18 protein-coding genes are annotated in these 18,877 nt (G+C 70.0%); 10 read left to right on the forward strand and 8 right to left on the reverse strand.

Going from position 1 to position 18,877, the window contains the following annotated elements:
* Positions 1-22 precede the first annotated feature (22 nt).
* From ACSHXC_RS14105 to ACSHXC_RS14125, 5 genes are all read left to right on the forward strand, one after another.
* Entirely contained in the window at positions 23-1,264 is a 1,242-nt protein-coding gene (locus ACSHXC_RS14105) for a cytochrome P450 (RefSeq protein WP_438291925.1), read from the forward strand.
* Positions 1,265-1,454: 190 nt separating this feature from the next.
* Positions 1,455-1,688 (forward strand): hypothetical protein, encoded by a 234-nt coding sequence (locus tag ACSHXC_RS14110; RefSeq protein ID WP_344378085.1) that lies wholly within the window; start codon positions 1,455-1,457, stop codon positions 1,686-1,688.
* Positions 1,689-1,791: 103 nt separating this feature from the next.
* Positions 1,792-2,010, forward strand: coding sequence for an MbtH family protein (locus ACSHXC_RS14115; protein ID WP_399483656.1), 219 nt, complete (start codon positions 1,792-1,794; stop codon positions 2,008-2,010).
* Between the two features lie 43 nt (positions 2,011-2,053).
* Positions 2,054-2,986, forward strand: coding sequence for an ATP-binding cassette domain-containing protein (locus tag ACSHXC_RS14120; protein WP_438291926.1), 933 nt, complete (start codon positions 2,054-2,056; stop codon positions 2,984-2,986).
* A gap of 50 nt (positions 2,987-3,036) precedes the next feature.
* On the forward strand, positions 3,037-4,041 hold the full coding sequence (locus ACSHXC_RS14125; RefSeq protein WP_438291927.1) for an ArsR/SmtB family transcription factor: 1,005 nt from the start codon (positions 3,037-3,039) through the stop codon (positions 4,039-4,041).
* Positions 4,042-4,151: 110 nt separating this feature from the next.
* On the opposite strand, the gene ACSHXC_RS14130 is transcribed toward ACSHXC_RS14125, so the two are convergent.
* The 8 genes from ACSHXC_RS14130 to ACSHXC_RS14165 all read right to left on the reverse strand — a co-directional run bounded on the left by ACSHXC_RS14130 (position 4,152) and on the right by ACSHXC_RS14165 (position 12,400).
* The gene (locus tag ACSHXC_RS14130) at positions 4,152-6,692 is read right to left on the reverse strand and encodes an FtsX-like permease family protein (protein WP_438291928.1); all 2,541 of its coding nucleotides are present in this window, start codon (positions 6,690-6,692) and stop codon (positions 4,152-4,154) included.
* Entirely contained in the window at positions 6,689-7,489 is an 801-nt protein-coding gene (locus ACSHXC_RS14135; RefSeq protein ID WP_438291929.1) for an ABC transporter ATP-binding protein, read from the reverse strand. Before ACSHXC_RS14135 ends, ACSHXC_RS14130 begins: the two co-directional genes overlap by 4 nt.
* Positions 7,486-8,274: a sensor domain-containing protein gene (locus ACSHXC_RS14140; protein WP_438291930.1), complete on the reverse strand. Its 789-nt coding sequence runs from the start codon at positions 8,272-8,274 to the stop codon at positions 7,486-7,488. Before ACSHXC_RS14140 ends, ACSHXC_RS14135 begins: the two co-directional genes overlap by 4 nt.
* On the reverse strand, positions 8,271-8,504 hold the full coding sequence (locus ACSHXC_RS14145) for a hypothetical protein (protein ID WP_438291931.1): 234 nt from the start codon (positions 8,502-8,504) through the stop codon (positions 8,271-8,273). Before ACSHXC_RS14145 ends, ACSHXC_RS14140 begins: the two co-directional genes overlap by 4 nt.
* A complete protein-coding gene (locus ACSHXC_RS14150; RefSeq protein WP_053730020.1) occupies positions 8,501-8,830 on the reverse strand; it encodes an ArsR/SmtB family transcription factor in 330 nt (109 codons plus the stop codon). The genes ACSHXC_RS14145 and ACSHXC_RS14150 overlap by 4 nt, the downstream gene beginning before the upstream one ends.
* Positions 8,831-9,013: 183 nt before the next feature.
* Positions 9,014-9,538: a flavin reductase family protein gene (locus tag ACSHXC_RS14155; RefSeq protein ID WP_438291932.1), complete on the reverse strand. Its 525-nt coding sequence runs from the start codon at positions 9,536-9,538 to the stop codon at positions 9,014-9,016.
* The gene (locus tag ACSHXC_RS14160; RefSeq protein ID WP_438291933.1) at positions 9,535-10,827 is read right to left on the reverse strand and encodes a cation:proton antiporter; all 1,293 of its coding nucleotides are present in this window, start codon (positions 10,825-10,827) and stop codon (positions 9,535-9,537) included. The genes ACSHXC_RS14155 and ACSHXC_RS14160 overlap by 4 nt, the downstream gene beginning before the upstream one ends.
* 22 nt (positions 10,828-10,849) lie before the next feature.
* Positions 10,850-12,400, reverse strand: coding sequence for a tryptophan halogenase family protein (locus ACSHXC_RS14165; protein WP_438291934.1), 1,551 nt, complete (start codon positions 12,398-12,400; stop codon positions 10,850-10,852).
* Between the two features lie 300 nt (positions 12,401-12,700).
* Between ACSHXC_RS14165 and sbnB the strand changes: the two genes are divergently transcribed.
* From sbnB to ACSHXC_RS14190, 5 genes are all read left to right on the forward strand, one after another.
* On the forward strand, positions 12,701-13,762 hold the full coding sequence (sbnB, locus tag ACSHXC_RS14170; protein WP_438291935.1) for a 2,3-diaminopropionate biosynthesis protein SbnB: 1,062 nt from the start codon (positions 12,701-12,703) through the stop codon (positions 13,760-13,762).
* Positions 13,763-13,777: 15 nt separating this feature from the next.
* A complete protein-coding gene (gene sbnA / locus ACSHXC_RS14175; RefSeq protein ID WP_438291936.1) occupies positions 13,778-14,755 on the forward strand; it encodes a 2,3-diaminopropionate biosynthesis protein SbnA in 978 nt (325 codons plus the stop codon).
* Positions 14,756-14,977: 222 nt separating this feature from the next.
* Positions 14,978-17,215, forward strand: coding sequence for an MMPL family transporter (locus ACSHXC_RS14180; RefSeq protein ID WP_438291937.1), 2,238 nt, complete (start codon positions 14,978-14,980; stop codon positions 17,213-17,215).
* Positions 17,216-17,804: 589 nt separating this feature from the next.
* Positions 17,805-18,341, forward strand: coding sequence for a hypothetical protein (locus ACSHXC_RS14185; protein ID WP_438291938.1), 537 nt, complete (start codon positions 17,805-17,807; stop codon positions 18,339-18,341).
* Entirely contained in the window at positions 18,338-18,862 is a 525-nt protein-coding gene (locus tag ACSHXC_RS14190; protein WP_438291939.1) for a hypothetical protein, read from the forward strand. The genes ACSHXC_RS14185 and ACSHXC_RS14190 overlap by 4 nt, the downstream gene beginning before the upstream one ends.
* The last annotated feature ends 15 nt before the right edge of the window (positions 18,863-18,877 follow it).

Genomic DNA, 18,877 nt, shown 5'->3' on the forward strand with positions numbered 1-18,877 from the left:
CGAGCCCGAAAGGAGACACCCCATGACCACTGCGCAGGAGCAGCGCGCCGTACCGGATCCGAGCACCGTGGACCTCACCGACCCGCAGACCTTCCTCGATGTCGACCCGCACGCCATGTGGCGCCGGTTCCGCGAGGAGAGCCCGGTCCACTGGCAGCCGGTGAGCGGCAGCCGGATGCCCGGGTTCTGGGCGGTCACCAAGTACGCCGACGTGGTGGACATCTACCGCAACAACAGGGAGTTCACCTCCGAGCGCGGCAACGTCCTGGTGACGCTGCTGCAGGGCGAGGACTCGGCGTCGCGCAAGATGCTGGCCGTCACCGACGGCCCCCGGCACCGCGAGATCCGCAACCTGATGCTCAAGTCGTTCTCGCCGCGGGTCCTGGAACCGGTCGTGGCCGGCATTCACCGGCGCACCCGGGAACTGGTCGAACTCGCCCTGGAACACGGCGAGTTGGACTTCGTGACCGATGTCGCCGACCACATCCCGATCAACACGATCGGCGACCTGATGGACATCCCGGCCGCCGACCGCGAGCGCCTGGTGGAGTGGAACACCCAGACGCTGTCGCGGCACAGCTCCGAGGACAGCGCCCTGGACGAGGTGATGGCGCGCAACGAGATCCTGCTGTACTTCTCCGAGCTCGCCGCCAAGCGGCGCCGCAACCCGGGCGAGGACGTGATCTCCGCCCTCGCCACGGCCACCGTCGACGGCAAGCCGCTGTCCGAGGACGAGATCGTCTTCAACTGCTACAGCCTCATCCTCGGCGGCGACGAGTCCAGCCGCATGTCGTCCATCGGCGGGCTCATCGCGTTCAGCGACCACCCCGAGCAGTGGCGGCGGTTGAAGAGCGGCGAGGTGGGAGCGGACAGCGCCACCGAGGAGGTCATGCGCTGGACCACCCCCGCCATGCACTTCGGGCGCCGCGCCCTGGCGGACGTCCCGGTCCGCGACCAGGTGGTCAAGGCCGGTGACGTGGTGACGCTGTGGAACAGCTCGGCCAACTTCGACGAGGACGTCTTCGCCGATCCGTACACCTTCGACATCGCGCGAACCCCCAACAAGCACGTCGCGTTCGGGCACGGCCCGCACTTCTGCCTCGGCGCCTTCCTGGGCCGCGTGCACGTGAACGCGATGGTCGAGGCTCTGCGCACGAGGGTCGCCCGCATCGAGCTGGCGGGTCCGCCGCAGCGCCTGTACTCCAACTTCGTCTACGGATACAGCGGTCTGCCCGTGAAGCTCACCGCGGAGCCGGCCGCCTGACCCTCGCGATCCGGCCATCCCGACAGCCCGCCCCCGCGCCTCTTCGACGAGGCCGAGGGCGGGTTGTCGGCGTTCGGGCCGGTGCCGCGGCTGACAACCGGCTGACACGGGGCCGACTGTCCTACGAACCTGGATACGATCCTTGAGGCCACGGGTAAAGAGGACTCAACGAACCTAAGGGGAAGCCCACATGACCGGCGCTGTCATCGCCATTGCCATCGTTCTGATCGTCATCGGCGGCATTACGGCGAGTGTGGTCGCGTACTTCAGACTGCAGCGCCACCGCGCCGACGCCGTCGCCATGGCCGAGTACCGCCGCCTCGCCGAGGAAGCGGTCGCCAACCAGGAAGTGCTCCAAGGGCAGTTGGGCGAGCTGAACGACCGCATCAAGTCGGTCGAAAGCCTGCTGCGCAGCGTCGACTGAGCGCGCGCGGGGCTGTCAGGGCCGCGTCAGCGGGCGCCGGGAACATGAAGGCACGGGTCGATCGCCCGTGTCTTCATACGACTCGGATACCGGAGTTCGCGACGTGTCGAATCCTTTTGATGACCAGGACGGAACGTTCCTTGTACTGGTGAACGACGAGGGCCAGCACTCTCTTTGGCCCGCGTTCGCCCAGCAGCCCGACGGCTGGAAGGTCGCCCTCGGTGAGGGCCCGCGTGACGCCGCCCTCGCCTTCATCGAGGAGCACTGGACCGACATGCGCCCGCGCAGCCTGCGCGAGGCCGTCGCCGCCCAGAGTTCTTGACCATCCCTCGCATCGCCCGCAGGCCGGAGGAACAACAGTGAGCATGGCGATTCAGGCGGATGGACTGCGCAAGCGGTACAAGCAGCACGAAGCGCTCAGCGGCGTCGACCTCGCGGTTCCCAGCGGCACGGTGTTCGGCCTGCTCGGCCCCAACGGAGCGGGCAAGACGACCACCGTACGCATGCTGGCGACCCTGGCCGAACCGGACGGCGGACGTGCGGAGGTGGCCGGGTTCGACGTGGTGCGCCGCCCGCACGAGGTGCGCCGCAGGATCGGTCTGGCCGGCCAGTACGCGGCGGTGGACGAGCTCCTCACCGGCCGGGAGAACCTGGTTCTCATCGGCCGGCTGCTGCACCTGGGCGGGCGCGCCGCACGTCAGCGGGCGGCGGAGCTGCTTTCCCGGTTCGATCTGACCGACGCGGCGGACCGCCCCGCCCACACCTACTCGGGCGGCATGCGCCGGCGTCTCGACCTGGCCGTGTGCCTGGTCACCAGGCCGTCGGTGCTCTTCCTCGACGAGCCCACCACCGGACTCGACCCGGTGAGCCGGATGGCCCTGTGGAACGCGGTCCGCGAACTCGTGGCCGACGGCGTGACCGTGCTCCTCACGACGCAGTACCTCGACGAGGCCGACGCGCTGGCCGACCGGATCGCCGTCGTCGACACGGGCAGGGTCATCGCCGAGGGCACCCCGGACGAGCTCAAGCGCAAGGTCGGCGACGAGCGCCTGGAGGTCGAGGTGGCCCGCCCGGACGAGGTGTCCGCCGCGGTCACCGCGCTGCGCCGGATCTCGGCGGACGAACCGTCCGTCGACCCGGAGCGGCGCCTGGTCTCCATCTCGCTCGGCGACGGCATGACCGGCATCGCGAACGCCGCCACCGCGCTGCGGCAGGAGGGCGTGGAAGTCGTCGACTTCGCGCTGCGCAGGCCGACCCTGGACGACGTCTTCGTGACGCTCACCGGCCAGTCGGCCTGACCGGTCCCTTCCCGGTTTCCTTGCCAACGAGCTCAACAACGGGGGCAGTTATGCAGAGAATTCACTTCACCGCTGCCGATATCGCCAAAACCCGGCTGAGGACGACGGCCGGCCCTCTCGTCGAAACGGCCTTCGCGTACGGGCTGCTCGGCCGGGGCGTCGTGCCGGCGTACGCGCGCTGGCGCAAGCAGGTCGCCAAGCGGCTGCCGTCCTGGCCTCAGCTGCGGTCGGGCGGCGTCGGCCTCGTCGCCGACCCCGAGGTGCTGCTGCGGCTGATCGAGCACAACGGCGGCGAGGGCTACGCCGACGGCGACCCGGCCGGACCGGACGCGCTGGTGGCGCAGTTGTCCGCCTACCGGGAGGCCGCCGGTCTCTCGGAGGTGTGGCAGGCGGCGATCGCGCCGTACTGGGACCACATCGAGGCATACCTGGAGGTCGAGTGCGAGGCGCGCGGCCGGGTCGTGATGGCCGGCGGCGTGGGGCTGCTCCTCGCCACCCTGCATCCGCGCATCAAGTGGCGTTCGCAGGTCCTGGAGATTCCGGGCGGGCCCGACGAGGACGTCTACCTCGACCGGCGCGGCCTGGTCCTCACTCCGTCGGTCTTCCTCAACCACCGCCCGGCCCAGCTCACCGGCAAGCGCACGGAGAACGGGGAACTGGTCCTCGCGTTCGCCGCGCCGCCGGACGTCCAGCGGGCGGCGAGCCTGTGGGACGAGCCCGACGACAGTGCCCAGTCGCTCGGCGCGCTGGTCGGCCAGACCCGGGCCGCGGCCCTGCGCGTGCTGCGGGCCACCTGCACGACCAGCCAGCTGGCCGACCGGCTCGGCATCTCGGCGGCCGGCGCCAGCCAGCACACCACGGTCCTTCGCCAGACCGGCCTGATCACCACCCGCCGCATCCGCAACACGGTCCTGCACACGGTGACCCCGCTGGGCCTGGCCCTGCTCGACGGCCTGCCCACGCGCTCCGGTCCGGACCGGGAGGGCACGGCGTCCCAGATGTGGCGGCACGCCCTGGACGGCATCCCCCACCAGCTCGCCCAGCACGCTTCCTGATACTTCATCAATTCTCTTTGTGCACAAGCAATGTGCGCGCAACCGATGTGTGTGAGCGATCCCCCGGCCGCGGTCTCCCGCGGCCGGGGGATTTTCGTGCGTACGCACTCTCACTCGCGGATGCCCACGACCCCGCGGGGCCGGTTCCGCAGGACGATCATCGCGGAGAGCAGGGTGGTGACCAGGGTCAGGGCGAAGGCGGCGACCACCACCGTGGCGAAGATCCACGGTGAGCCCTCCGGCACCGGCGAGCCCAGCACGCTCAGGCTCAGCGGCACCAGGGTCAGCACCGCGACCAGGGCCCCGAGCACGAGTCCGGCCACGGAGACCAGGACCGCCTCGACCGTCATCATGCGCAGCACCTGCCGTCGGGTCGCCCCGATGAGGCGTTGCAGCATGAACTCGCGGCGCCGTTCGGTGGTGGCCAGAACTTGCGTGTTGACCAGGGCGATCGTCGCGTAGGCGACGACCACGCCGAGGACGAGGTAGGCCATCCAGGCCTGGGTGTCGTCCTCGCTCTGGTGCACCGCGCCGACCGTGGCCCGGGACAGCACGCCGAGTCCGGGATGCGTCTCGGCCAGCGCCGACAGGTTCTTCTGCAGCTGGGCCGGGTCCGTCCCCGGCTTGGCGGTCACCGTGATCTGCGGAACCAGACCCGCGTCGGTGTGCTGGACCAGGAGCGAGGCCGGGAGCAGCGCGGTCTCGTAACCCCGGCGGGCGTCCACGGTGGCGACCAGTTTGAGGCCGACCTCCGTGCCGTCGCCGAGCCGCATCGGGACGGTGTCGCCGAGCTTGAACCCGCCGGCCTCGGACGCGGGCAGTGCGACGGTGTCGCCGTGCAGGTCGTCCAGGCTGCCGGTCGTGGCGCGGAAGGCGGTGGTGCCGGTGACGCCCTCGGAAGTGACACCCTGCATGGGCATCTCGGTGGGCTCGAAGTCGCCCTCGTCGATCTCGGACTGCGAGGGCGGGGTCTTGGGCTCCAGGTAGCCGAGGCTGGAGATCTGGGCGGAGGCCGCAGCGACGCCGGGCTGCTTCTGGATGGTGTCCACCAGGGACAGCGGAAGACCGCCGGATACGGAGGTGACCGCGAGGTCGGCCCGCATGTTCTCGCTGAACGCCCGCTGGGAGCCGCTGGACTGGGTGGTCTGGAGGTAGATCAGCGCGGTGGCGAGCCCGGTGGCGAGCATGACCGGCATGACCGCTCCGGCCATCCGGCCGATCCGGGCCTTCGCGTTGAGGGTGGCCAGGCGTCCGGCCAGACCGGTGAACGCCCTGAGCGGCCAGCGGAGTACGGCCGTGATCACCTTGGCGAGACCGGGGCCGAGCAGCCCGAACCCGGCCGTCCACAGCATTGCCGCGGGGGTCGCCGTGCTGCCCGCCATGGGGCCCGACATGTGCGCGGTGACGATGGCGAGCGCGGTGCCGCCGCCGAGGAAGAGCAGCGCGAAGATCAGCCTCGGGGCGCTGACCCACTTGCGCTGGAGGGAGGCTTCGGCGAGTGCTTCGGTGGGCCGGGTGCGGGCGGCGCCGCGGGCCGAGATGAAGGCCGCGCCGAGCGCGGTGAGCAGGGCCGCGCCCACGCCGGTCACCATGGGGATCCAGCCGGCCCGGTACGCCAGGGCGTCGGGCACCACGTCGCCGCGGGCGAACGCTTCGAGCAGCCGGCGTCCGACGCGCGGCCCGGGAACGCAGGCGAGGCCGGTGGCGATGACGGCGATGAACAGGGTCTCGCCGAGGATGAGCCGGCGCAGCTGGCCGGGGGTGATGCCGATCGCCCGGAGGAGGGCCATCTCGCGCTGGCGCTGCTGGATGGACAGGCTCGTGGTGCTGGACACGACGAACACGGTGACCATCGCGGAAAGACCGCCGAACACCGAGGCCAGGGTGACCAGTTTGGTGCCGTCGGTGATGATCGACGGGTTCTCGGCCCAGCCGCGCTTGTCACCGGTCAGGACCGAGACGGGCCGGCCTTCGGCCGCCTTCTTGATGGCGCTGACGACCTGGCCGCGGTCGGCTCCGGGCGCGGTGAGCACGCCGATGTTGTCGAGCTTGTCGGGGCGGCCGGTGGCCTGGGCGGCGGTCTGGTCGGAGAGGAAGACGGCGTTGGCGTCGCCGGAGCCGGTGGCGATCCCGGAGACCTTGACCTTCTTGGCGCCGCCGTGGACGAGGAGTTGGGTCTCCTGGCCGGTGCTGAGCCCGGCCTTCGCGGCGAGCCGCGCGTCGAGCACGACCTGGCCGGCTCCGGTGGGCGCGCTGCCGTCGGTGATCCGGTACGGGGCGAGCGCGGCGGAGGACCAGCCGTGGCCGGTGACCTTGACCGGGCCGCCGCCCTGCACGACCGTGGCGTCGAAGGAGACGTCCGGTACGGCCTCGGCGACGCCGGGCACCGCCTTGATGGCGGCGGCGAGGGAGGCGTCGAGGTGGACGCGTTCGGTGAAGACGGTCTCCCCGTGGGTGCCGGGGTGGGACTGGTCGCCCGTGACGACGATCGGGGCGGCGCCGAGCCGCCCGGGGGGCGCGGCGCTGCGCAGCCCCGTCTCGAAGAGGCCGCCGCAGCCGATCACGATCGCGGCGCCGAAGAACAGCGCGATGAACGAGGCGATGAAGCCGCCCTTGTGGAAGCGCAGGGTGCGCAGCGCGATGTGGATCACCGGGGCACCCCGTGTCCGGCCCGGACGGCGGCGGAGTCCTGGCCCCATGCGCCCAGGCCCGTCATGCGCTCGGCGACCTGGTCGGCGGTCGGCCGGTCCAGGTAGCTGACGAACTGGCCGTCGGCGAGGAACAGCACGCGGTCGGCGTGGGACGCGGCCACCGGGTCGTGGGTGACCATGACCATGGTCTGCCCGGCTTCCCGGACGGCCTCGCGCAGCAGCATCAGGATCTCGCGGGCGGCGTAGGTGTCGAGGGCGCCGGTCGGCTCGTCGCCGAAGATCACCGCGGGTTTGGTGATCAGAGCCCGCGCGATGGCGACGCGCTGCTGCTGACCGCCGGAGAGCTCGGCGGGCCGGTTGTTGCGGCGCTCCGCGAGGCCGACGCGCTCCAGTACCGCCTCCACCGCGGCCTTCTTGGGCCGGTGGCCGGCGAGCCGGAGCGGCAGCGACACGTTGTCGAGCACGCTGAGCGCGGGGAGCAGGTTGAACGCCTGGAAGATGAAGCCGATCCGTTCCCGGCGTAACTTCGTCAGCTCCCGCTCCTTGAGCGGCGAGAGGTCGACTCCGTCCAGCAGCACCGTGCCCGAGGTCGGCCGGTCGAGGCCGGCCGCGCAGTGCAGGAAGGTGGACTTGCCGGACCCGGAGGGGCCCATCACCGCGGTGAAGGTGCCGCGCGGCAGGCCGATGGTGACCCCGTCGAGGGCCGCGACCCGGTTCTTGGACCCGCCGTACACCTTGCGTACGGATTCGAGGCGTACGACGTCCCTGTGGAACTGCGGGCTCGGTGTCCCCGTCATGAGCTGTGTCCTTCGCTGAGGGAGAGCCCGGGCAGCGGGCCGGTGGATACGAGCGCCAGGGGGCCGGGCTCGGTGAGGATGCGCTTGGCCCGCGCGAGCGGGTCGGGCGGCGGGCGGAGCAGGGTGTGGGCGACGGTCAGGTGCAGCCGGGCCGCCGCGACCACGAGGCGGGCGACGTACAGGGCGAGGCCGAGGCACACGGCCGCGGTGATCAGGGCGGCGGGCCAGCTGTCGATCCGGAACCCCAGGTCGCCGTCGTCGGGCCCGCCGATCCAGACGCCGTCGACCCGACTGCCGTTCACCTGGCGCGAGTTGATGGTCCACCACCACAGCGGAAGCGAGACTCCGGCGAGCGGCACCAGCCACGCCACGAGCGCGAGCAGGTCGAGCAGCAGGAGGAAGGGGAACATCAGGACCAGGCAGGCGATGTCCCGGAAGGTAACCGGATCCCCGCAGCGCGCCTTGAGCTGCCCGACCAGGCCGGGCTTCGCGGCCTCCTGGTAGGCGTACGGGACCGGCTCGTCGACCAGGACGGCGCGGCCCCGCTCGACCTGGGCCAGGCAGCGGATCACCCAGGCCGAGCCGACGGTGAGCGCCACCGTGACGGTGAGCTGCATGAAGACGAGGCCGAGCACCACGGCGAGGGCCGCGACGGCGAACAGGGCCGGGCCCGCGAGGAGATAGCTCGCGAGGTAGCCCGTCGCGCGCCAGGGTGCGGCCGAGAGCAGCATGCGTACCGGGTTGCGCTGCGCAGGCAGCTTGCGGCCGGGCCTGAGCGCGATCATCCGACGCTCCGCAGCAGGTTCTCGATCGACTTCATCCGCTCGTCGAGCACGCCCAACTGGGTCTGGAGGGCCTGCTGCACGACGGGCAACTCTTCGGCCAGCTTGCGGAATTCGGCCATGGCGACGGCGTCGGCGCGGTGCCGCAGCAGCCGGAAGTAGGCGACGACGCTGCCCGTGATCCCGCCCACGACGAGCAGGGTGATGGTGATGGTGATGACGGCGCCGGTCATGCCGCGGTCCCCTTCTTCATGTTGACGGGCCCTTCCGTGTCCTGGGCCATGGCCCCGACGATCGTGGCGATGTTCACGTGCAGGTCGAACGGCGCGAGCTCGAAGTACTTCAGCGCCTTGCCGTCCGGGGAGAGTTCCAGGTTGCTGACCACCAGATCGGCCTTCTCCAGGCGTTCCAGGTGCATGTAGAGCAGCGGCCGGGACATCCCCAGGCGGCGCGCGAGTTCGCTGACGTACAGCCGTCCGCCGGCGAGTTCGGCCATGGCGCGGAGCCGTTGCCGGTGGCCCACCGCGGCGAGAACTGCCAGCAGGTCGTCGCTCGTCATGGCTCACCCTCTCCGAACCCCCGAAGCCTGTAAGTTGAGACTTACACATGGCGGCGCATGCGGTCAAGGGTAAGTCCTGGCAGTCTGGTACCCCCTGGGCAGTGGGCGTGCGGGCATGCGCGAAGGTCCGGCCCTCGGATCAGGGACGGACCTGTGGCGCTGTTCGGATCGGTGGCGGGACGGTCAGAGTTCGGACCAGGCGCGGAACTTCCGCAGCCCGTACAACAGCGGTGGCAGGCCGTGCCGCTGGGTGATCAGACGGGCCTCGCCGAAGACGGTGACGTGGTCGCCGATGCGGTGGACCGCGGACACGTCGCAGTCGGCGACGGTGTGCGCGTCGCGGACCAGATGCGGGCCGCCGGAGTCCGCCTCCTGCTCCCACGGGACCATGCGGAAGCGCTCCGGGTTGCCGGAGGCGAACAGCTCGGCCGTCTCCCGGGCCCCTTCGTGCAGCAGGTTCACCGCGAAGGTGCCCCGCTCCAGGATCGCTTCGAGGGTCGGGCTGCCGTCGCGCAGGCAGACCAGGAGGGTGGGCGGGCTGAGCGTGACGCTGCACACCGAGGAGCACGTCATGCCGCGCGGCGCCCCGTCGTCACCGGTGGTGGTGACCACGCCGACGCCGGTGGGGAAACCGCTCATCATCGCGCGGAAGCGGTCGGGCGTCGCCGGGTCGGCCACCTCTTCTACGTTCACGGCGCGTTCGGTCATCGGACACTGCTTTCTGTCGCTACGGCAAACGCCCCGGTACTGAGGCGGCGCTCCCCCCGGTCGAGGAGATTCAGGAGCGGTCCCGTCATGGCCGTCGTCGTCAGCGCCATGACGATCAGCGCCAGGACGAGGGGCCCGGTCAGGATTCCGGAGCTCAACCCGGCCTGGATGACGATGAGTTCGGTCAGCCCGCGGGTGTTCATGAGGACGGCGATCCTGCGTGCCGTCCCCGGGGGCCGCCCGCCCCGGCGCGCCCCCAGATAGCCGCCGAGCCCCTTGCCCAGGCAACCGAGCACGACGGCCGAGGAGATCAGCAGCCACGAGGTGTCGGAGAACGAGCGGGTGAGCACGCTGATCCCGGTGACCACGAAGAACGCCGGGGCAAGGAGGCTCCCCGCCCGCGAGACCGAGGTCACCGCACGCTCCCAGGGCGCGTTCTCGTCCCCCGGGATCGACAGACCGACCAGGGCCGCGCCGAGGATCGCCGTCATCCCGAGGTGTTCCATGGCCAGCGCCACCGTGAGGGCCGCCGCGCCGAGAGCCACCGCCACGGTGCGCGGCATCCGTACACAGGCGTTCCGGGCGACCTGGGTGCGCAGCCCGTACCGGACGGCGAGGGCGCACACCGCGCCGAACGCGAGCGCCCGGACCGAGTGCAGCGAGCCTTCCAGACTTCCCTTGCCGAGAGAGATGGCGAGGGTGAGCAGCAGCCAGCCGACCGCGTCGATGACGATGGCCGCCGCCAACGCGGTCTGCCCCGCCGCCGATCGGCTCATTCCGCGGTCCGCCAGGATCCGGGCCATGACGGGTACGGCCGTGATGGACATCGACACCGCGACCATCAGGACGAAGGCCGGGAGCGGGGCGCTGCCGCGCGCCGCGCTGTCGTCGGTGACCAGGACCAGGCCGGCCAGGAGCAGGCCGGTCACCAGCGGCGGAACCAGCGCCCCGGCCGCCACCCACAGCGTGCCGCGGCGCGGCGGCCCGCCGGAGTCGGCCCCCAGCTTGTGGGCGAGGCCGACCAGGAACAGGACCAGACCGGCCTGGGAGACCAGCTTGACCACGTCGAACACGGGGCCCGGCAGCATCGCGTCCAGGGTGTCCCGCCCGAACAGGGCGATCACGGCGGGCCCGGAGAGCAGCCCCACCACGATCTCCCCGATGACCTCGGGCTGGCGCAGTGTCCTGGCGAGGGCCCGGCCCGCCAGGGCTATCAGCAGGATGACGGCGAGCGCCACCGATACGTGCGCCAGGCGCGGCGCATCGCCGAGAAGCCTCAGCGTTTCCATTTCGCGGTCCCCCGTCGTCCGCTCAGTGGTGCTGAGCGAAGTATTCGTAGGCCTTGGGCAGCGTCTCGGTCAACCGGCGGGTCTTGTCGCGGATCGCCGCGAACTCCCGCTCGGCGGCGGCCGGATCGGACAGCGCGAGCGCGGGCGACGGCTTCATCTCGATTCCGCCCATACCGAGCAGAACGCACATGTACGAGTAGGCGGGCAGCCCGTGGTAGTACGGGAAAATGCTCTCGGAGTCGGGAATCTGGGTCTTCCACATCTCCAGGCGCTCGGCGAGCGAGTCGGGAATGGCCCGGGTCTTGGTGTCGCGCCAGTACTGGGTGTCCTGCCGCTTGGCCGCGACGTAGTGCAGGACCAGGAATTCGCGGATTCCGTCCATGACATGGGCGATGGACCGGTTGTAGAGGACACGCTGGTTGGGGTTCCAGTCCTCGTTCGGGAAGTTCTTCGCGATCTGCTCGATGGCGTGGTGGATGAAGAAGATTCCGGTGGATTCGAGCGGCTCGACGAATCCGCTGGAAAGTCCCACTGCCACACAGTTGTTGACCCATGAATTACGGCTGCGGCCGATTCGCATCTTGATGTGATTGGCGCTGACATCGGCCGCCGCGGGGCCGACGAATTCGCGCAGGGTGCGCTCGGCGTCCTCGGGCGAGAGGTAGTCCTTGGCGTAGACGTAGCCGGTGCCGACCCGGCCCATCAGCGGAATCGTCCAGATCCAGCCGGCGTCCTGGGCGGTCGCGGTGGTGCAGGGCATGATGCCGCGCTTCTCCATGTCCATCGGGACCTGGAGGGCGACCGCGCTGTCGTTGGGCAGCGTGTCCGCGTAGGAGATGAACGGCTCGTCGAGCGCCTTGTTGATGAGCAGCGCGCGGAATCCTGTGCAGTCGATGTACAGGTCGCCGCTGATGTCGCCGTGCTCGGCGGTGGTGACGCCGCTGATCCAGCCGCGGTCGTCCAGGTTGACCTGCAAGACGTCATCGATGATGTGCTTGACGCCACGTTCCACCGAGTACTTCGTCAAGTACTTGGCGAGCAGCGCGGCCTCGAATTGGTAGGCGTAGGGGAACTGGGTCTTCCCCTGGTGCTCGGACATCGTCAGGCCCTGCATCTCGTCCGCGCCCTCGTCGAAGGGCTGGTCGATGAGGGTGCCGTCGAGCCGGCGCGGGCTGAGCCCGGCGTCGATGACCGAGGCCATGACGAAGCAGTCCTTGTCGAACCGGTCCGTCGGGCCCTGGTGGAGCCACCAGTCGGTCAGCGGGAAGCCGTTGACCGAGCGCATCTGCTCGAAGGGGTGGTAGAAGTAGTGGCCCTTCTCGCGCCAGTTCTCGAAACGCACCGCCAGCTTGTACGTGGCGTTGCAGGCCGGCATCCAGTCCTTCTCCTTGAGTCCGAGGAACTCGAAGAAGTGCCGGATGTCGCTGAAGGTGGCCTCGCCCACGCCGACCGCACCGACGTGCCCGGACTCCACGAGGGTCACGTCTATTCGGTCCCCGAACGCGGCCTTGAGGTACGAGGCCGTCATCCAACCGGCTGTTCCGCCACCCACGATCACGACTTTGTTGAGCACTGGTGACTCCTGTTCGGTAGCTCCACGAGTTTCGCCAGTGGCTCCGGCCCATTGTCTGAAACTTGTTGGGTGGCGCCACCGAGAAAGGACACTAGGCGGCGGTCAAATCGGCGCACAGATCATTAAGCGATGGCCGAAAATCCCAGGTGGGGCTGACCGGACGGACAGTAGGTGCCCGTTTCGGCCGGTTCTGCGGGCATCCAACGGGGCGTCAGCCCACTGTCAGCGCCGCCCCGCAGCATGAAACGCGGGGTTACCGGGTGGGAATCGCTCCGCCCGCCCGCTGCAATGGAGATTTGGATGACAAAGGAAGAACTTGTTCCGCCGTTCGCCGTGATCCCTGGCTCGCAGGTCCACCGCATTCTCACCGGCCATGAGCAGCACACCATTGATCTGGTGGAGGCCGCATACCGGGTGCACGGCGAGGGCGACACGGTCAACCCACCGTCGTATTTCCTGCGCTTTCCGGACCGCCCCACCGCCCGGATCATCGCGCTGCCCGCCTCCATCGGCGGTGAGACCCGGGTCGACGGGCTGAAGTGGATCTCCAGTTTCCCGGAGAACGTGGCCGCGGGGATTCCCCGCGCCTCCGCGGTGCTGATCCTCAACGACCACGACACGGGCTATCCGCTGGCGTGCCTGGAGAGCTCGATCATCAGCGCCGCGCGCACGGCGGCCTCCGCGGCCCTCGGCGCCGACTGGCTCTCGCGCGGACGCACCCGCCCGCGCAGGGTCGGCTTCATCGGTACGGGCTTCATCGCCCGCCACATCCACACCTACCTCGCGGGGGCCGGCTGGACCTTCGACGAGGTGGGCGTGCACGACCTGAACGCCGAGTACGCGGACGGGTTCAGCGCGTACCTGGAGGGCGCGGGCGAGGGCGGCCGGATCACCGTGCACGACAGCGCCGAGGAGCTGATCCGCTCCTCGGACCTGGTGGTCTTCGCGACCGTCGCGGCGGCCCCGCACGTCCACGAGCCGGCCTGGTTCGCGCACAACCCGGTGGTCCTGAACATCTCGCTGCGCGACCTGGCCCCCGAGATCCTGCTGGCCTCGGCGAACGTGGTCGACGACATCGAGCACTGCCTGAAGGCCGACACCTCCCCCCATCTGACCGAACAGCTCACCGGCTCACGGGAGTTCATCGACGGCACGCTCGCCGAGGTGATGGCCGGGAAGGTGGAGGTCCCAACCGACCGCCCGGTGGTGTTCTCACCGTTCGGCCTCGGCGTCCTGGACCTCGCGGTCGGCAAGTTCGTGTACGACGAGGTGCTCGGCCGCGGCGAACTCGGCGTCATCGACGGCTTCTTCCACGAGGTGGACCGGTATGGGCGCGCGGCCGCGACCAGCAGCCGTGCCTGAGGCGAGGGGGCCCAAGTGCCGGTGATCTCCGTCCCGGAGGACTTCCACACGGAGGACCTCTACGTGGACCTGCGGTCCGTCCTGGACGCCCCGCTGTACCTGAAGTGCGAAGGCTTCAACTTCGCCGGGTCGATCAAGCTGAAGGCGGCGCGCGCGATGATCGCCGACGCCGAGCGCAAGGGGCGTCTGACCCGGGACTCGGTCATCGTCGAGTCCTCGTCGGGCAACCTCGGCGTCGCCCTGAGCATGATCGCGGCGAGCAGGGGCTACCGGTTCCTGTGCGTCACGGACACCCGTTGCAACCTGAACACCAGACGGCTGATGGAAGCGATGGGCGCCCAGGTGCACACCATCACCGAGCCCGACCCCGAGGGCGGCTTCCTCGGCGCCAGGCTCGACCACGTACGCAAGCTGTGCGCGTCCGACAGCCGGCATCTGTGGCTCAACCAGTACGCCAACCCGTGCAACTGGCAGGCGCACTACCGCAGTACGGCGCCTGCCATCGCCGAGCGGTTCCCGGATCTCGACGTCCTGTTCGTCGGCGCCGGCACCACCGGAACTCTGATGGGATGTGCCCGGTACTTCAAGGACTCGGGCCGTCCGGTCACCGTGGTCGCCGTCGACTCGGTCGGCTCGGTCACCTTCGGCGGGCCGCCGGCACCCCGGATGATCCCGGGCCTGGGCTCCGGCGTACGGCCGCAGCTGCTCGACACGTCGTTCGTGGACGACGTGGTGCACGTGCCGGAGATCGACACGATCCGCGTCGCCCATCAACTGGCGGCGGGCGGCTTCCTGTTCGGGGGTTCCACCGGCACGGTCATCTCGGGCGCGGTGGCCTGGCTGGCCGACAACCGGGACGGCAGGCCGTGTACGGCGGTGGCGATCTCCCCGGACCTCGGCGAGCGCTACCTCGATTCGATCTACCAGAGCAACTGGGTGAGCGATCTGTACGGGGCTCACGCGCTGGAGTACGACCCGATCAGGGCGAGCTGACGCACGGCCGGGTTCTTTCATGAGCCACCGTCAAATCCCGTACGCCCAGAGGTTTTTGGCGGCCCCCGCCACCTGTCCCGCAGGTGGCGGGGGCCGTTTCGCGTCCACCGGGCGCACGAACCCGACCGCCCCCCGGATCGGGGTTGACGGTCCACAGCACCACATGTAATTCTCGACTTACACCCGTTGGGTAGAGGTGACTACCGTAAGGAGCTGGGTTCAGTGAAGAAACAGCCACTCACCGTGAAGGTGGCGAGCTGGAGTGCCCTGCACCCAGGACGGGCCATCCTCGGTTGGTTCGTCTTCGTCGCCCTCTGCCTGGTCCTCGGCGGCGCGGTCGGCACCGTCGACGCCGGCGACAAGGACTACTGGGTGGGCGAGGCCGGCCGCGCCGAGTCGATCGCCACCGAGGGCAACCTCCAGCACAAGTCCGCCGAGCGGATCATGATCACCGACCCGTCCGGTGCGGCACCCGGCGCGAACGCCCAGAGCGCCGCCGCGGACGTCGCGGCCCGGATGAAGCAGCTGCCCGAGGTCGAGAAGGTCGCGGCCCCGGTGCGGTCGGCCAACGGCAAGATGCTGATGGTCGAAGTGACCATGAAGGGGCTCCGGTTGGAGGCCCAGAAGCACATCCAGCCGCTGCTCGACACGACCGCCGAGGTCCAGAAGAAGAATCCGGACCTGAAGGTCGAGGAGTCCGGCGACGCCTCGGTCGAGATGGGCCTGGACAAGTCGCGCGACGACGACCTCTCCACCTCGGAGACCATCACCTTCCCGATCACCCTGATCACCCTGCTCGTCGTGTTCGGATCGCTGATCATGGTCGGCGTGCCGCTGCTGCTCGCGGTCTCCTCGATCGGCGCCGCCATGGGCCTGTCGCAGCTGATCTCGCACCTGGTGCCGGACGCGGGCGTCGGCAAGAGCGTCATCCTGCTGATCGGCATGGCGGTCGGCGTCGACTACACGCTCTTCTACCTCAAGCGGGAGCGGGAGGAACGGGCCCACGCGAACGGCCGGCTCAGCCCCGAAGCGCTGGTGGGGATCGCCGCCGCGACCTCGGGCCGGGCGATCGTCGTCTCCGGTCTGGCGGTCGCCCTCTCCACCGCCACCCTCTTCCTCGCCACCGACATCGTCTTCACCTCGCTCGCCGTCGCCACCATCGTGGTCGTCCTGGTCGCCGTGCTCAGCTCGATGACCGCACTGCCCGCCCTCCTGGTCCTGATCGGCCGGCGCCTGGACCGCAAGGCCACCAAGGCGGTGGCGCGCGGCAAGCGGGTCAAGCGGCACAAGTCCGAGGAGACGGGCCGCGTCTGGACGGCTCTCCTGAAGCCCGCCAAGAACCGCCCGGTGGCCACCCTGCTGATCTCGGTGCTCGTGATGTTCGGCCTTGCGCTCCCCGCGTTCGGCATGAACCTGCGCGTCCTGAACCTGGCCACCCAGTCCCGGGCCATCCCCGAGCTGAAGACGTACGACCGCCTCAACGACGCCTTCCCCGACCTCCTCGCCGAGCACTGGGTGATGGTGCGCGACAACAACCCCGGCGAGAAGCCCGAGGTGCAGTCGGCCCTGAAGGACCTGGCCGCCAAGGCGCAGGCCGACCCCATGTTCTCCAAGAAGCCGCCCAAGCTGGAGACGACAGCGGACGGCCGGATCAGCGTGATGACCCTGTCCGTCCCCTTCAACCTGAGCTCTCCGCAAGCCCATGACTCACTGACGGAACTGCGCAAGAACTTCCTGCCGGAGACGCTCGGGAAGGTGAGGGGGGCCGAGTTCGCGGTCAGCGGCCCCGTCGCCCAGGACGCCGACTATCTCGCCCACCAGAACGACAAGCTGCCCATCGTCGTCGGATTCCTGCTCCTGCTGACCTTCATCCTGACCCTGTTCGTCTTCGGCTCGGCGACCATCGCCGCGCTCGGTGTCCTGCTCAACCTGCTCTCCGTCGGCGCCTCGTTCGGCCTGGTCGTCGTCTTCTTCCAATGGGGCCTGGCCTCGACGGTGTTCGGCTTCGAGCCCAGCGCCACCCATGCGATCGGCTCCCGCGTACCGCTCTTCCTCTTCGTGATCCTGTTCGGCCTCTCGATGGACTACCAGGTCTTCGTCGTCAGCCGGATCAAGGAAGCGGCGCTGAAGGGAGTGCCGACCCGGCAGGCGGTGATCGACGGGATCGGCCACTCGGCCAAGGTGGTCACCAGCGCGGCGGTCGTGATGGTGACGGTGTTCGCGAGCTTCATGTTCCTGCACCTGGCCGAGATGAAGCAGATCGGCTTCAGCCTCGGGGTGGCGGTCCTCCTGGACGCCTTCATCATCCGGGTCATGATCCTGCCCGCGGCCCTGATGCTGCTCGGCAACGCGAGCTGGTGGCCGTCCCGCAAGATGCGCCGCGCCCAGCAGCACGCGGTACCCACCCCGGCGGCCGACGCTCCGCCGCCCTACCACCCGGCGGCACACACCTACCGATAGCCGCGGCACACAGCCGCAGCTGGCCACCGGGTCCCACAGACGGACGCCGGACCGGACATCCCCCGCCGGTCCGGCGTCTGGCATTTCCCCTCCCCAGACCCTCCCGAGGCGGCCGACCGGCCGTCAGCTCCCTGTCAGGGGCAGGCGCAACCATCGTCACAGGGTCGCCGCGACAGGGACGATCCGCCGCCACGATCAGTGAGCCGATGCGGAGGCCGGGGATGAGCGTGATCAGCGCCGAGGGATCGGCGGCGACCGTCGAGCGGTCGCTCCGAGGGATCGAGGACCTCGTCCTGGACGAGGTCCTCGTCTCGTTTCCGTACAACAGCGGGTCCCAGCTGCACGAGTACTTCGGCGCCGGCCCCGTGCCGCGCGCGTTCGGCGGGTCCTGCGTCTGGCAGTCCTTCGAGGCCGGGCGCCTGGTGTCGGACATGGCCGGCCGGAACGTGACGTACCGGATCGACGGCCGCCATGTGGCGGTGGTCCACCGCGACGCCGACGGCATCACTGTGCTCGACCCCTACCTGCTGCACGCCCACCCCCTCCGCCTCGACCGGGCCGACGCACGGGCCGGCGTGGTCGAGCTGGCGTGGTCGAGCTGGCGGCCGACGCCTATCCCTACCGGGTACGCGCCGACGGCTCCCCCGCGCCGAGCCGCGTGTGCGTGCGGTGGCGGCTCGACGACGACTCGATCCGCCTCAACTACCTCCGCCATAGCCCCCGCCGGGGCCACAACGTCATCTCGCGCTCGTTCCTGCTGCGCGCGGACCAGCTCCTCACCTCCGTACCGCCGGACCCCGACTGGGTACGCCCGCAGCTGCTGCACCCGGAGCAGCACAGCCTGTCGGTACGGGTGCTGCATCCGGCATCGCGGCAGCTGGCAGAACTCGTACTCCCGCTGACCGTAAGAGATTTGACGACATCTCAGCTCATCAGCAAGAACAACCAGGGCGAGGTGTCCCGCCACGGCTCGCGGAACTTCGACCGCGACAGCGAGCTGGTGGCGGACGCCATCTCCGTACACCCCACCGATGTGTACGCGTTCCTCCTGGAGGCGGCGGCGCTGCACCGGGCGGCCGCGCCCGCCGGGCTCGAACTGGCCGACTACTGCCTGGAGGACGAGTGAGGACCGCGACCGCCGCCCCCTCCTTCTTCCTCGCGGGCACCATGCAGGGCGCCAGGACCGGATCCAACCTCATCGACCAGTCCTATCGCGCGGCGCTGACCTCGACGATCCTCGACCGGCGACCGGACGCCGTCATCCACGACCCCGGGGCGCTGATGGCCCGGTGGGAGGCGGAGTGCAAGGCGGACGTGCGCGCCGCCCACGCAGCGCTCAGCGAACTCCCGGCCGTCCACCGCAGCGAGCTGGCCCCCGAACTGCTCGCCCTCACCGACATGTTCCACCACCTCACCCACCTCGCCGCGAGCAGCGACATCTGCGTTGCCTGGCTGCCCGGCCACGAGCCGAGCATGGGGACGGCCGCCGAGATGCTGTCCGCGTACCGGGCGGGCCGCACCGTCGTGTCCATCACGGCCATGTGCCAGAACCTCGCGGTCCTTGCCTGCTCGACGGTGATCCTGCCGGACCTGCCCGCGTTCCAGGAGTGGCTCGGCAGGGACGTGCCCCCGAGCCGCGTGAACTGAAGAGGAGCGAGACCG

The sequence above is a fragment of the Streptomyces sp. HUAS TT7 genome, from assembly GCF_051550175.1.
In the GTDB taxonomy this organism is placed as follows: domain Bacteria; phylum Actinomycetota; class Actinomycetes; order Streptomycetales; family Streptomycetaceae; genus Streptomyces.